At 57.4% G+C, this 14739-nt stretch carries 13 protein-coding genes; 4 read left to right on the forward strand and 9 right to left on the reverse strand.

Annotated elements, in window-relative coordinates:
• Nucleotides 1–66 precede the first annotated feature (66 nt).
• Complete coding sequence (gene mutS, locus O3306_RS18725) at nucleotides 67–2715, forward strand: DNA mismatch repair protein MutS (RefSeq protein ID WP_272010211.1); 2649 nt, start codon at nucleotides 67–69, stop codon at nucleotides 2713–2715.
• Nucleotides 2716–2862: 147 nt separating this feature from the next.
• On the opposite strand, the gene O3306_RS18730 is transcribed toward mutS, so the two are convergent.
• Both O3306_RS18730 and hrcA read right to left on the reverse strand, forming a co-directional pair.
• Nucleotides 2863–3423 (reverse strand): nucleotide exchange factor GrpE, encoded by a 561-nt coding sequence (locus O3306_RS18730; RefSeq protein WP_272010149.1) that lies wholly within the window; start codon nucleotides 3421–3423, stop codon nucleotides 2863–2865.
• A 12-nt stretch (nucleotides 3424–3435) separates the two neighbouring features.
• Nucleotides 3436–4506, reverse strand: coding sequence for a heat-inducible transcriptional repressor HrcA (gene hrcA, locus O3306_RS18735; protein ID WP_272010151.1), 1071 nt, complete (start codon nucleotides 4504–4506; stop codon nucleotides 3436–3438).
• A gap of 118 nt (nucleotides 4507–4624) precedes the next feature.
• On the opposite strand from hrcA, the gene rph reads away from it, so the two are divergent.
• Genes rph through hemW form a run of 3 tightly spaced genes read left to right on the forward strand, consistent with a single transcriptional unit; the run spans nucleotide 4625 to nucleotide 7092 of the window.
• Nucleotides 4625–5341 carry a ribonuclease PH gene (rph, locus tag O3306_RS18740; protein ID WP_272010153.1) on the forward strand — a complete coding sequence of 239 codons (717 nt, stop codon included), beginning with the start codon at nucleotides 4625–4627 and terminating at the stop codon, nucleotides 5339–5341.
• Complete coding sequence (gene rdgB, locus O3306_RS18745; protein WP_272010155.1) at nucleotides 5334–5942, forward strand: RdgB/HAM1 family non-canonical purine NTP pyrophosphatase; 609 nt, start codon at nucleotides 5334–5336, stop codon at nucleotides 5940–5942. Before rph ends, rdgB begins: the two co-directional genes overlap by 8 nt.
• A complete protein-coding gene (gene hemW / locus O3306_RS18750; protein WP_272010158.1) occupies nucleotides 5935–7092 on the forward strand; it encodes a radical SAM family heme chaperone HemW in 1158 nt (385 codons plus the stop codon). The genes rdgB and hemW overlap by 8 nt, the downstream gene beginning before the upstream one ends.
• Before the next feature lie 6 nt (nucleotides 7093–7098).
• Here the strand turns inward: hemW and O3306_RS18755 are convergent, their stop codons facing one another.
• The 7 genes from O3306_RS18755 to hemJ form a co-directional block, all read right to left on the reverse strand.
• Nucleotides 7099–8004 carry a ParB/RepB/Spo0J family partition protein gene (locus O3306_RS18755; RefSeq protein ID WP_272010160.1) on the reverse strand — a complete coding sequence of 302 codons (906 nt, stop codon included), beginning with the start codon at nucleotides 8002–8004 and terminating at the stop codon, nucleotides 7099–7101.
• 12 nt (nucleotides 8005–8016) lie between these two features.
• Nucleotides 8017–8826, reverse strand: coding sequence for a ParA family protein (locus tag O3306_RS18760; protein WP_272010162.1), 810 nt, complete (start codon nucleotides 8824–8826; stop codon nucleotides 8017–8019).
• Entirely contained in the window at nucleotides 8819–9430 is a 612-nt protein-coding gene (gene rsmG, locus O3306_RS18765) for a 16S rRNA (guanine(527)-N(7))-methyltransferase RsmG (RefSeq protein WP_272010164.1), read from the reverse strand. The genes O3306_RS18760 and rsmG overlap by 8 nt, the downstream gene beginning before the upstream one ends.
• On the reverse strand, nucleotides 9427–11295 hold the full coding sequence (gene mnmG, locus O3306_RS18770) for a tRNA uridine-5-carboxymethylaminomethyl(34) synthesis enzyme MnmG (RefSeq protein ID WP_272010166.1): 1869 nt from the start codon (nucleotides 11293–11295) through the stop codon (nucleotides 9427–9429). Before mnmG ends, rsmG begins: the two co-directional genes overlap by 4 nt.
• Nucleotides 11296–11307: 12 nt before the next feature.
• Nucleotides 11308–12594 carry a tRNA uridine-5-carboxymethylaminomethyl(34) synthesis GTPase MnmE gene (mnmE, locus tag O3306_RS18775; protein WP_272010168.1) on the reverse strand — a complete coding sequence of 429 codons (1287 nt, stop codon included), beginning with the start codon at nucleotides 12592–12594 and terminating at the stop codon, nucleotides 11308–11310.
• 22 nt (nucleotides 12595–12616) lie between these two features.
• On the reverse strand, nucleotides 12617–13888 hold the full coding sequence (rho, locus tag O3306_RS18780) for a transcription termination factor Rho (RefSeq protein WP_272010170.1): 1272 nt from the start codon (nucleotides 13886–13888) through the stop codon (nucleotides 12617–12619).
• A 121-nt stretch (nucleotides 13889–14009) separates the two neighbouring features.
• On the reverse strand, nucleotides 14010–14459 hold the full coding sequence (gene hemJ, locus O3306_RS18785; protein ID WP_272010172.1) for a protoporphyrinogen oxidase HemJ: 450 nt from the start codon (nucleotides 14457–14459) through the stop codon (nucleotides 14010–14012).
• Nucleotides 14460–14739: the final 280 nt, after the last annotated feature.

Raw genomic sequence — 14739 nt, forward strand, 5'->3', positions numbered from 1 at the left:
TTTGTAGTGTCCCGCAAACGCGATTGGGGGGATTTCGTGACATCTGCTGCACCGACCGCAACGCCGATGATGGCGCAATATCTTGAAATCAAGGCCGAGTATCCGGACGCGCTGCTGTTCTACCGGATGGGCGATTTCTATGAACTGTTTTTTGACGATGCCGCCCTCGCCGCAGAGGCGCTGGACATCGCGCTGACGAAGCGTGGCAAACATCAGGGTCAGGACATCGCCATGTGCGGTGTGCCGGTTCACGCCGCCGAAGGTTATCTGCTGACGCTTATCCGGAAGGGATTTCGCGTGGCCGTCTGCGAACAGTTGGAAAACCCCGCCGAAGCCAAGAAGCGCGGCGCCAAATCGGTGGTGAAACGCGGTGTTGTCCGGCTTGTCACGCCCGGCACGCTGACCGAAGAAAGCCTGTTGGAAGCGCGTCGGCACAACTATCTTGCTGCGATTGCCGAGGTGCGCGGAGCGCATGCGCTGGCATGGGCCGATATTTCGACCGGCGCTTTTCACGTGATGCCGCTTGCGGCAGCGCACTTTGCCCCGGAACTGGCGCATCTGCGGCCTGCCGAAGTGATCACCGCAGATGGGTCAGAGGCCCAATGGGCTGAAACAGTCTCTGAAATTGGCGCGGCACTCACATCTCTGGGGCGCGCTGCCTTTGACAGTTCGGGTGCCCAGAAACGCCTTTGTGCCCTCTTCGGAGTCGGCACACTGGACGCCTTTGGCAGCTTCACCCGGCCCGAAGTGGCGGCCATGGGCGCGCTGGTCGAATACCTGGAACTGACGCAAAAGGGCAAACTCCCCCTGCTGCGCCCGCCCCAACGCGAGGACCGTGCCAGCGCGATGCAGATCGACGCCGCAACGCGCCGCAACCTCGAATTGACCCATGCGCTGTCCGGTGGCCGCGCGGGATCACTGCTTGCCACGATTGACCGGACGGTGACCGCAGGCGGTGGACGGCTGCTCGAACGGCGTCTGTCCAGCCCGTCGCGCAATCTGAATGTGATCCATGATCGTCTGGAATCAGTCTCTTTCGCGCTGGAACAGAGCCGATTGTCCGCCGCTCTGCGCAACGCATTGCGCAAGGTTCCGGATCTGGATCGTGCTGTGTCTCGCCTGGGTCTTGATCGCGGTGGCCCTCGCGATCTGGCCGCCGTGCGCAATGCGCTTGACCAGGCCGAAGCGATCGCCGCCATGCTGGCAGAAGCCGATCTGCCCAGCCTGATTGCCGAAGCGGCAGACAATCTGCGTGGCCATGATGCGTTGCTGGAATTGCTGGAACAGGCGCTTGTGGCAGAACCCCCTCTGCTGGCACGTGATGGCGGATTTATCGCGCCGGGCCATGATGAGGAACTCGACGAGGCCCGTCGCCTTCGCGACGAAGGGCGCGGCGTGATTGCCGGGATGCAGGCGGATTACGCGCGCGAAACCGGCATCGCCTCGCTCAAGGTCAAGCACAACAATGTGCTTGGCTATTTTGTCGAAGTTACCGCAACCCATGCGGAAAAAATGCTGTCGGCACCGCTGAACGAGATATTCAAGCACCGCCAGACAACAGCCAATCAGGTCCGATTTACCACCGTCCCGTTGTCAGAAATGGAAACCCGGATCCTGAACGCCGGAGGCCGTGCGCTTGAGATCGAGAAGCGGCTCTATGACGGTCTGAAATCTGAAATTCTCGCTCGATCCGCAGAGATTTCCCTGACCGCGCGCGCGTTGTCCGAGCTGGATCTGTGCACCGCGCTTGCCGATCTCGCGTCAGAACAGAGCTGGTGCCGCCCGCAGGTCGACGAAAGCCGCGCGCTTTCTATCGAGGGGGGCCGGCATCCAGTGGTGGAAGCGGCGCTGCGTGATCAGGGAGGCGGACCATTCATCGCCAATGACTGCGATCTGGGGGATGACAGTGACATCTGGTTGCTGACCGGACCCAACATGGCCGGTAAATCCACCTTTCTGCGGCAGAACGCGCTGATCGCCCTGCTGGCCCAGATGGGCAGCTACGTTCCGGCAAAATCCGCCCATATTGGCGTGGTCAGCCAGTTGTTCAGCCGGGTGGGCGCGTCGGATGATCTGGCACGCGGTCGCTCAACCTTCATGGTTGAGATGGTCGAAACCGCCGCGATTCTGAATCAGGCAGACCCCGCCGCGCTGGTCATCCTCGACGAAATCGGCCGCGGGACGGCAACATATGACGGCCTCAGCATCGCCTGGGCCACCTTGGAGCATCTGCACGAAGTAAATCGATGCCGCGCCCTCTTTGCCACTCATTACCACGAATTGACCAACCTCACCGAGAAGTTGGATCGGGTGGAGAACGCCACGGTCAGCGTCAAGGAACACGAAGGCGATGTGATCTTTCTGCACGAGGTGCGGCGTGGTGCGGCCGATCGCTCTTACGGGGTGCAGGTGGCCAAGCTTGCCGGCCTGCCAGCAGCTGTGGTCGAACGGGCGCGTATTGTACTGGATGCGTTGGAGCGCGGCGAACGCGAAGGCGGGACAGCACGAGAAACCCTGATTGACGACCTGCCGCTCTTCTCGGCCCGCCCGGCCCCACCGCCGCCTACTTTGACCGCGCCGTCGAAAGTCGAAGAGCGCCTTGGGTCCGTGCTACCTGATACCCTGACACCACGCCAGGCGTTGGATCTGGTTTACGAACTCAAGCTGTTGCTGGAGGATCAGGACAACGACGAATCTCCAGAGGAGAGACGTTGATATCCAGATGGACTTGTTCATTATGTAGATGCACGGGCTCAATGACCGATTTGAGCTTGGCCACCTGCCCGGCGTCTACGAGAATGATAATTGGGTACTGGAACGTGAAATGGCCGGATTCGCGCCGCTCTAAGGCGGCGCGCGCCATTATCCCCTCATGGACGATACGCCGACCTGCGCAGGGCGCAGGATGCGGTCATGCAGCATGAAGCCCTCGGTGGACACCTGAATGATGTCGCCCGCATTGGTTCCCGGCAGTGGAGCTTCGAACATAGCTTCGTGTTGTTGCGGATCGAATCTGTCGCCAATCTCGGGCGAAACGATCTGGATACCGTGGCGACCGAAAACATTGAGCAGCTCGCGCATGGTCAGTTCGATCCCTTCGATCAGACCGGGCGCAGCAGCTTTCTGATCTTCATTGACGGTATCGAGGGCGCGTTTCATGTTGTCGTACACGGGCAACAGATCGCGAGCCAGCTTAGACCCGCCATAGTTCTCGGCTTCCCGACGGTCCCGCTCGGCGCGCTTGCGCACGTTTTCGGCATCCGCCAGCGCGCGCATGAATTTGTCCTGCAAGGAATCCCGCTCGCTGCGGAGCATATCCAGCTCCACGTCGATATCAGAGATTTCCTCGTTGGCAGCTTCGTATTCCTCGGCTTCCACCTGTTCCAGATCGTCGAGAAACTCGTCGTTTTTTGGCCCGGCCATCTTTAGTACCCTTCAACTTCTGTCAGCGATCAACTTGCCCACAAGCTGCGCCGTGTAGTCAACAATCGGAACGATCCGTCCATAGTTCAGGCGTGTGGGCCCGATGACGCCGACCGCTCCGACAATCTTTCGATCAGCGTTCATATAAGGAGAGACCACCAAAGAGGAACCCGAAAGTGAGAAAAGTTTGTTCTCTGAGCCGATAAAGATGCGCACACCCTCGCCCTCGTCCGCGAGTTCCAGAAAACTGGCGATATCCCGCTTTCTTTCAAGGTCGTCAAACAGGGTTTTTATGCGTTCCAGATCATCTTCGGATCCGTCCGCCCCCAGCAGGTTCGACCGTCCGCGCACAATCAGGCGATCAGGGCCGTCGCCATCCCCTTCGCCCGACCAAACAGCAAGCCCACTTTCCACCATCGCGTGCGCGAGCTGGTCTATTTCCTGACGTCTTTCGTTGATCTGCCGCGAAATGACGGTCTGCAGATCGGACAGCGTGCGGCCTTCAATCAGCGCGTTCAGAAAGTTCGTGGCTTCGCGCATCGAACTGGGCGTTTGTCCGGGCGGCGGGGTGAAAATCCTGTTTTCTACATGCCCATCGGCAAAAACCAGAACAACAAGCGCCCGGTCATGGCCAAGGCTGACAAACTCGATATGTTTAATCGGAGCCTCATGTTTGGGCGCCAGAACCAGTGACGCCCCCTGAGTCACCCCCGACAGCGCCGCACCGACCCGATCCAGAACGCCGCTCACATCCTGGCTATTGCTGGACATGGTCGCATCCATCAACTGCCGGTCAGAGGTTTGCAGATCACCGACCTCAAGCAGGCCATCAACGAACATTCGCAGCCCGCCTTCAGTTGGAATCCGCCCGGCGCTTACATGCGGGCTACCCAAGAGCCCCATGTATTCGAGATCCTGCATGACATTGCGGATCGTCGCCGCACTGACTTTTTCACTCATGTCGCGGGTCAGTGTGCGCGAACCAACGGGCGTGCCGGTGGCGAGGTATCCCTCTACCACCCGGCGGAACACCTCGCGCGAGCGCTCATTCATTTCTTCCAGCAGTTTTCTGCCGTCGGCCATTTGAGCACCAATCCTTTGCTGGTCTGCCATTAAATCGCTAAGCCTCAAAAGGTCAATCGGGGTTGGCTCTTGGCCGCGCGCGCGCTATCTCCTGCCCAAAGCGGAAAAGGACAACACAATGCGGCCTTCGGGAAGAAATTTAGATGAAATGCGCGGCATTTCAATCGACACAGGCGTGACGAAACATGCGGAGGGATCCTGTTTGATCCGCATGGGTGACACGCATGTGCTGTGCACCGCCACGATCGAGGACCGCGTGCCGCCCTTTATCAAGGGGTCAGGGCTTGGCTGGGTGACCGCAGAGTATGGCATGCTGCCCCGCTCAACCACATCGCGCATGCGGCGCGAAGCGACCGCTGGCAAGCAAGGGGGCCGAACCGTAGAGATTCAACGCCTGATCGGCCGCTCACTGCGTGCAGGGGTTGACCGTGTAGCGCTGGGCGAGCGTCAGATCACCATAGATTGCGATGTCATCCAGGCCGATGGCGGCACACGCTGCGCTGCGATCACCGGTGGCTGGGTTGCCCTGAAACTGGCCGTGCAAAAATTGATGAAAGCCGGCGAAGTGGTCAGCGATCCATTGACCGACCCCGTCGCTGCCATTTCCTGCGGGATTTACGCCGGTCAACCGGTGCTGGACCTTGATTATCCCGAAGACAGCGAAGCAGGCGTTGACGGTAATTTCATCATGACCGGCTCCAAACGTCTGATCGAAGTACAAATGTCAGCCGAAGGGTCGACCTATTCCCGCGATCAAATGAACCAACTGCTCGATCTCGCCGAAGCAGGCGTCGATCAGCTGGTCGCGACGCAACTGAAAGCCGTCAATGCGTAAGTTCACCGGCGATACCTTGCTTGTTGCGACCCACAACGCTGGCAAGCTCGAAGAAATCGCGCATCTGTTACGTCCTTACGGTATTTCCGTTGTCGGCGCGGCCGAGCGCGACCTGCCTGCGCCCGAAGAAACCGAAACCAGCTTTGTCGGAAACGCCCGGATCAAGGCGCAAGCTGCGGCCAAAGCCACCGGCCTGCCCGCCCTCTCCGACGATTCAGGCATCGAGATTGACGGGCTGGACGGTGCCCCCGGGGTCTATACCGCCGATTGGGCCGAAACGCCCAGTGGGCGCGATTTCGTCATGGCCATGACCAGAGCTCATGACATGCTCCTTGCGCGCAATGCCCCAAGACCCTGGACCGCGCGTTTTTGCTGCACCCTCGTGCTTGCCTGGCCCGATGGGCACGAAGAGGTATTCCCCGGAACCATAGAAGGCCAGATCGTTTGGCCAATGCGCGGGAATAAGGGTCATGGCTATGACCCGATCTTTCAGCCTGCCGGCAACGACGTCACCTTCGCAGAAATGGACCGTTGGGAGAAAAACCGCATGAGCCACCGGGCCGATGCTTTCTCAAAACTGGTGCAAGGCTGTTTTGACTGAAGATTGGCAACTCGGAGGCTTCGGCCTCTACATCCATTGGCCATTCTGCGAGGCCAAGTGCCCCTACTGCGATTTCAACAGCCACGTGGCCCGAGAAATCGACCAATCAAGGTGGTGCAGAGCCTATTTAGCCGAACTGGACCGCATTGCCGCGCTAACCCCCGGCCGCGTCCTTCGCTCTGTTTTCTTTGGTGGCGGCACACCCAGTCTGATAGCGCCCGAAACTGTCGCTGCCATTCTGGAACGCGTCCAAAAGCACTGGACGCCCGCCAATAACATCGAGATCACACTCGAAGCCAATCCCGGCTCTGTCGAAGCTGACCGTTTTCGCGCCTACGCCCAGGCTGGTGTGAACCGGGTTTCGATGGGAATCCAGGCGTTGAATGACACCGATCTGCGCCGTCTGGGCCGGATCCACACGGTTGCCGAGGCCCGCGCAGCTTTTGACATCGCCAGAAACTGTTTTGAACGGGTCAGTTTCGATCTGATCTACGCCCGGCAGGACCAGACACTGGATGATTGGCGCACCGAGTTGACATCAGCGCTGACGATGGCAATCGATCACCTGTCGCTCTACCAACTGACGATCGAGCCGGGAACTGCCTTTGGCGATCGTTTTGCCCGTGGCACCCTACGCGGCTTGCCCGTTGAAGACACCGCAGCGGATATGTTCGAGGCCACGCAGGATATATGCGGCGCTGCCGGTATGCCGGCCTATGAAGTCTCTAATCACGCCAAACTTGGCTCTGAATCGCGGCATAACCTTATTTATTGGCAGGCCGGCGACTATGCCGGAATTGGCCCCGGCGCGCATGGCCGGCTGACACTGGCGGGGCGTCGTCACGCGACAGAAGCCTGGTCGCAACCTGATAAATGGCTGCGAGAGGTCGAACGCGGCGCACCCGACAAACTGCAAACACCGCTGGCCCCAGAAGAGCAAGCGGACGAATATCTGATGATGGGGCTGCGTTTAACGGACGGAATTGATCTGACCCGCTACGCCGCAATGCGTGGAGCGCCGCTCTGCGAGGTCGCTATCTCGGAACTCGCCGAATTGGGTCTGGTGGAGGTCATAGACACCAGCCTGCGCACAACGCTGCGCGGCAGGATGGTGTTGAATGCGATCATCGAACGATTGCTTACGAGCTAACTGGCCTCAGCCGCTGCTGAGAACCCGGCAAAGCGTGTCGAGGTCATCTAGGCTTTCATAGGTAATCGAAACCTGACCGCCCTCGCCTCCCTTTGTGTGATTGACCGAAACTTTCATGCCCAACGCCGCCGACAGATCGCCTTCCAGCGCCCGAGTATCTGCATCTTTCTCGCTTGTCCTGGCACTGCGCTTGGATTGGCCCGACGGCGCAAAGACATTATCAATCCCCGTTTTCGCCAGTTTCTCGGTTTCCCGCACCGATAGTGCTTTCTTGACGACCCGTTGCGCCAACGCAACCGGATCATCTGAGGTAATCAGCGCTCGTGCGTGGCCAGCTGTTAGTTGACCATTGCGGACATAGGACTGAACCTCTTCGGGCAGCTGCATCAGGCGCATTGTGTTGGCGATATGGCTGCGGCTCTTGCCCAGTGCCTCGGCCAGTTTTTCCTGCGTATGCCCGAATTTCTGCATAAGTTGCTGATACCCCGCCGCCTCTTCGACTGGGTTAAGATCCGCGCGCTGGATGTTTTCGATGATCGCGATTTCCAGAACTTCGGTATCGTCAAAGTCACGAACAATCACCGGGATACGGTGCAGTTGCGCCTGCTGCGCGGCTCGCCACCGACGTTCGCCCGCAACGATTTGGAAATCGCCTGTCTTCCCTGGCATCGGCCGCACGATCAGCGGTTGGATAATACCTTTTTCCCGAATGGATGCGGTCAGATCATCCAGCATATCCTTGTCGAACTGTCGGCGCGGCTGATCCGGGTTTGCGCTGATCCGCTCGATCGGAACCATCATATCTGGGGCTTTTGGTGCCCGGTCGGAACTCGTCTGTTGATCGGTAACGTCGGACATCAATGCCGACAGGCCCCGCCCCAGTCCGCGCTGCTTTGTTCTTTTGTCTGACATCACCCGGACCCCTTATGCTGTCATTGCGGTTTGTTTTTGCATCAATTCTTTGGCTAAGGCCTGATAGGCCTGCGCACCTCGTGAATTTGGATCGTAATCCAGTACAGAGACGGCATATGACGGCGCTTCGCTGACACGCACATTACGTGGGATCAGCGTTTGAAACACCAGATCGCCCAGATTCTCGCGGGCATCCCGCTCCACCTGGCCAGACAGGTTGTTGCGCGCATCGAACATGGTCATTACGACCCCTTCAATCCGAAGGTTGGGATTGGCGGTCTGGCGCACCTCGCGAATTGTCAGCAACAGCTGTGACAGCCCTTCGAGGGCAAAAAATTCGCTCTGCAGCGGAATCAGGACTGAATGTGCCGCGACCATTGCGTTGACCGTCAGCAAGTTCAGCGACGGCGGACAATCGATCAGGATATAGTCCAGCGCATAACCATCCATCGCCGTCTGACGCAGCGCATCATGCAGAAGGAAACTGCGTTTTTCGTTTGAGATCAACTCGATATCCGCCGAGCTGAGATCGACCGTCGCCGGAATGATCATCAGGTTCTTGTCGCTGGTCGGCTGAATGACATCGCCTAGCGCGATCTCTTCCAGCAACAATTCGTAAGTCGTAAATTCCCGATCTTCGGATTCGATCCCCAGGCCGGTCGACGCATTGCCTTGCGGATCAAGATCAACGATCAGGACGCGCTTCCCGGCCTGTGCCAGGGCAGCGCCCAGATTTATGGTTGTTGTGGTCTTTCCAACGCCGCCTTTTTGGTTGGCTATGGCAATGATCCGCGGGCCACGCGGGCGAGTCGGGTCAGACACGAGTCACTCCTGAAATCTTTAATATCGCGGCAGCGGGGTCAGTCGCACTTTTAGCAACTTCCAGAGCGAATTGCCACTTCGATTGCGACTCGTTTACCTCTTGCTGCCATTTTGCACCCTTTGGAAATAGGGCAATTCCGGTGGCATGCATATGGCGTTCAGCGTAGCCAAGCAATGTGGAAAGATCTGCCAAGGCCCGCGCTGACAGGACTGAAGCCTGCAAGGGGGGCGTCGTCTCGATCCTGCTTGCGATCACCTCGCCGTGGCATCCCGTTTCCCGCAATGCTGTACGCAGAAAGGCGCACTTTCGCTGATCGCTCTCGACAAGTGTCACGCGCGCCAAAGGCTGGGCTTCCGCCAACAGAATTGCCGCAACGACACCGGGAAAGCCGCCTCCGGATCCCAGGTCAACCCAATGATCAATTTCCTTCGGCACCTGTCGATAGACCTGTACCGAATCGACGATATGCCGCTCCCACAGGTTTTCCAGACTTTCTTTTGACACCAGATTTATCTTGGCCGTCCACTTTCGAAGAAGATCGGCGTAGATCTGAAATTTCTCATTTGTTTCACGTGAAACATCAGGCAGAGCCGGCACGCTCATGCCGACCTCTCCCGCCCGGTTTGGCGCAGCCTGGTCAACAGTACGGTCAAAGCTGCAGGCGTCATCCCATCGATTCGCGCCGCGTGTGCCAACGTTTCCGGGCGAACTAGGCTCAACTTCGATTTCAGCTCATTCGAAAGCCCACCAATTTCCGAGTAGTCAAAATCCCGTGGAATCACATGGGCTTCATCGCGTTTGACCAGTTCCGCGTCACGCTTTTGCCGGTCGAGGTAGTTTGCATAGAGCGCGTCTTTCTCAAGCTGCGCCCTAGATTCCGAATCTATTTCGGACCAAGAAGGTTCAAGCCTGATCAAGTCATCAAAGAAAATCTTGGGGAATGACAGCAACTGAAACCCGCTGCGCCGCGCTCCGTCTTGATTCACGTCAACGCCTTGGGCGATCAGTTGCTTTGGCGTGAATGTCTGTGTTTTGATCGTCTCACGGGCCCGTCCTAGCCTGTCCATCTTGTCGTCGAACACCGCCTGCCTGTTCAGAGAAACACAGCCCAAGGAGATTCCAAGTGGGGTTAGTCGTTGATCAGCATTATCTGCGCGCAGTGACAGCCTGAACTCCGCGCGCGATGTGAACATCCTGTAGGGCTCGCTGACGCCACGTGTGATCAGATCATCAATCATCACACCGATATAGCTCTCGGAACGGCTGAAGGTGATCGGTTCCCGTCCCAGGGCGACATGTGCGGCATTCAGCCCCGCTACCAAACCCTGTGCCGCGGCTTCTTCATAGCCGGTCGTGCCGTTGATTTGTCCTGCCAGAAAGAGTCCGGGCACCGATTTCACTTCGAGCGATGCAGACAAAGCGCGAGGATCAACATAATCGTATTCAATCGCATAGCCGGGCTGCAGGATTTCTGCGCTTTCCAGACCCTGAATGGACCGTACATAGGCGAGCTGCACATCTTCAGGTAACGAAGTCGAAATACCGTTAGGATAAATCACATCATCAGACAGGCTTTCTGGCTCAAGGAAAATCTGATGAGATGTCTTATCGGCGAAGCGCACGATCTTGTCTTCGATCGACGGACAGTATCGAGGGCCGACGCCATCGATATGGCCCCCATACATCGCAGAACGTGACAGGTTCTCGCGAATGATCTCGTGGGTTCTTTCATTCGTGTGGGTGATGCCACAGGAAATTTGCCTTGATGGCGCCTTTCCAGACAGAAAGGAGAACAGCACCGGGTCATCATCGCCAGGCTGACTTTCGAGAGTCGACCAATCTATGCTTTTTCCGTTAAGACGCGGGGGCGTCCCCGTCTTGAGCCGCCCAAGTGCCAGATCAAAACTATCCATCCGTTCAGCTAGCCGGACCGACGGCGCATCCCCCATCCGCCCTCCTGGGCGCGAAATGTCTCCGATATGAATCACTCCACGCAGAAATGTCCCAGTTGTCAAAACAACTGCGGCAGACCGCACTTCTGATCCATCGGCCAGAACCACGCCACAAACGCGGTCGGCATCCATAAGGAAATCACAAGCCTCGCCTTCGATCACATCAAGGTTCGGCTGCTTTTCCATTTCGGATTGCATCGCCTCGCGATAGATTTTTCGGTCGGCCTGGGCGCGCGGACCTTGTACTGCGGGCCCCTTGCGCCGATTAAGCAGGCGAAATTGTATCCCGGCCTGATCGGCAACGCGACCCATCATCCCATCAAGCGCATCGATCTCTCGAACCAAATGCCCCTTACCCAGACCACCGATTGCCGGATTGCACGACATGACACCGATACCCGCACGCGTCAGCGTGATGAGCGCCGTCCTTGCGCCTAACCTCGCAGCAGCGTGAGCTGCATCAGCCCCTGCGTGACCGCCACCGATCACAACAACGTCGAAATCCAGATGTTTCACGTGAAACACTCCTCATTTTCCCAGACAGAAACTTGCAAAGATTTCGTCCAGTATGTTTTCGATATCGACGCGCCCGACCAGAGAATCAAGAGCACGAATCGCCGCGCGAATTTCTTCGGCCGCCAAGTCGGCGGTTTCCTCACCGCCTTGCAGATGTAACTGCGCTGCGGCCAGATCGGCGTCACCCCGCTGCATCGCATCGCGGTGACGCACCCGCGTAGCGATGCCGGCATACGCCGACTTCTGGGTCAGTATAGCAGTCATCCGCGCAATTAGCTCTGGTATCCCCTGCCCCGTCAGACCTGAAATCGATGCAACGTCATCCTCCAGCAAATCCCCTTTGGAGCGCAATATGATGTCGTTATCCTTAGGCGTGATCAAAGCGGGCTCAGTACCCTCTAGTAGAAACACCCGCAAATCTGCTTGCTCCGCCCGCATTTTTGCTCGTTCGACTCCGATGGCTTCGACCTGATCATCTGTATCGCGCAGCCCAGCCGTATCAAGCAACGTCACCGGCAGCCCGCCCAGGTCCATCCGAACTTCGATTACATCGCGGGTTGTTCCGGCAACTTCGGATGTAATCGCGGCGTCCCGCCCGGCCAACGCATTCAGCAGAGTTGATTTCCCAACATTCGGCGCACCGACAATCGCCACTTCGAATCCAGATCGAATTCGTTCTGCCACTCCAACGCCCGCGATTTCCTTGCTAAGTTCGCTTCGAACGCGCTGCACCAGCTCGGTCACTTCGGGCGATACATCAACGGGCACGTCTTCATCCGCAAAATCAATTGTTGCTTCCAACAATGCGGCGGCGCGGATCAGGTCAACACGCCAGGATTCGGCGCGCTTGCCCAGATCTCCTGACAACACGCGAAGCGCCTGACGTCGTTGGGCTTCGGTTTCTGCATCGATCAGATCTGCCAAGCCCTCAACCTGAGCCGCATCCAACTGCCCGTTCTCCAACGCGCGACGGGTAAACTCGCCAGGTTCCGCTGGGCGTAACCCGTCGACCATAGAGAGAGCGGCCAGCACCGCGGATATGACTGCAATGCTGCCATGTATCTGAAATTCAACGCTGTCTTCCCCAGTGAAACTGCGCCCTGCTTCGAAACAAAGCACAATTGCCTGGTCCAGTCGACCACCGGCCGAATCCCGCAATACCCGCAGGCTGGCGAATCTAGGAGGTGGCACATCCCCACATAGCGCGCCACAAGCATCGAAAGCCCGTGGACCAGACACCCGAACTACGGCTACCCCGGCCTTACCCGGCGCGCTTGAAACAGCATAGATCGTGTCCATCACGAAGCCCCCATGGCGGGCGTCAGGTGTTCATCGAATCGAAGAACTCCGCATTCGTCTTGGTCTGTTTCAGTTTGGAGATGAGGAATTCGATCGCATCGGTCGTACCCATCGGGTTCAGGATCCGCCGCAGGACAAACGTCTTCTGAAGATCAATCTTGTCAACCAAGAGTTCCTCTTTCCGGGTGCCGGATTTGAGGATATCGATGGCCGGGAACACCCGCTTGTCCGCGATCTTGCGATCCAGGATCAGTTCCGAGTTACCCGTGCCTTTGAATTCTTCAAAGATCACTTCATCCATCCGGCTGCCGGTGTCGATCAGTGCTGTCGAGATGATTGTAAGTGATCCGCCCTCTTCGATGTTCCGCGCCGCACCGAAGAACCGCTTGGGCCGTTGCAAGGCGTTCGCATCGACACCACCTGTCAAAACCTTACCCGACGACGGCACCACGGTATTGTAAGCCCTACCAAGTCTTGTGATCGAGTCCAGCAAGATCACAACATCTCGTTTATGTTCGACCAAGCGTTTTGCTTTTTCAATGACCATCTCGGCCACGGCAACGTGACGCGTTGCAGGTTCATCAAAGGTCGAGCTGACGACCTCTCCCTTGACCGAACGCTGCATGTCGGTCACTTCTTCGGGCCGCTCATCGATCAACAGCACGATCAGATAGCATTCGGGGTGGTTCTTCTCGATGCTGTTGGCAATATTCTGCAGGATGACCGTCTTACCAGTCCGCGGCGGCGCAACGATCAGCGAGCGCTGGCCTTTGCCGATGGGTGCCACAAGATCGATGATCCGGGCCGAACGATCCTTGATTGTCGGATCTTCGATTTCCAGTTTGAATCGCTCATCCGGATAAAGCGGTGTCAGGTTATCAAAGGCAACCTTGTGATTGGCCTTCTCAGGATCTTCAAAGTTGATCTGACTCACACTGGTGACTGTGAAATACCGCTCTTGTTCCTCGGGCTGCTGAATTTCACCTTCGACAGTGTCACCCGTCCGCAGCGAGAAGCGGCGGATCACCTCGGGGGAGACATAGATATCATCCGGGCCCGGCAGATAGTTCGCTTCGGGCGAGCGCAAGAACCCAAAACCGTCCTGCAACACTTCGAGAACACCATCGCCGAACACGGTCCAGCCTTCCTCGGCACGCTCTTTCAGGATCGAGAACATCATCTCGCCCTTGCGCATGGTCGATGCGTTTTCGATCTCCAGCTCTTCTGCCATCGCCAAGAGGTCCTTGGCGGTGTGGGCCTTGAGATCGGATAGGTTCAGACGTTCTTTGGACATGGGGTTCACCTGTGTCCCGCTCATGGTACGGCGGGCGATTTAAAAATCAGTGGAAGGTACTCTTCCCGGACGGGAGGTTGGAGCGGGGCATACCCCGCACACCGGCAAAAGTCAATGTAACTCAGAACCGCACGACGACCGACAGGACAATGACCACCATCAGGACGGTCGGAACCTCGTTCATCAACCGAAACTGTCGGCCGTTCACAGGCCGCTCAGAGGTCGCAAGCTCTCTGCGGCGCTGCCCTAGCCAGCCATGGAACCAGGACATGCCTAGCACGCCCGCTGCCTTGGTCCAGGGCCAAACGGAGCCCCAGTCGACGATACCGGGTGTCAGGACCAGGCAAAGGCCAAAAATCCAGGTCGCTATCATTGCCGGCGTCATAATCACGCTCAGCAGCTTCTGCTCCATCACCTGAAAGACTTCATCGCGGCTGTCACCTGGTTTTGACTGCTCGACATGATAGACAAAGAGCCGTGGCAAATAGAACAGGCCAGCCATCCAGGATATCACGGCCATGATATGCAATGACTTGATCCACGGATATGCGGTTGTCAGGAAATCCGTCATTCTTTGCCCCTTATCACCGGCCTGCTCTATATAAATAAAATAGAAAGATAAGAAAGGATGATGATTAGGTAGGGGCACCCCAAGTCTGTGGATTAACGGGGTATCCCATGAGATACACACAATCAGGCCGAATGTGGGTAAATTTTACGGTTGTTAGGATGAAAAATCAGACAGGTCGAAATCATGTTCAATCTCAACGAGATAGAAAATGAACCGGCGCGCTGACCTTGTGGATAAATCGGGGAAAAAGTGTATCTGGGTCAGTTTTGCACAGCCCCGA

The organism is Roseovarius sp. ZX-A-9, from assembly GCF_028369135.1.
Lineage (GTDB): Bacteria > Pseudomonadota > Alphaproteobacteria > Rhodobacterales > Rhodobacteraceae > Roseovarius.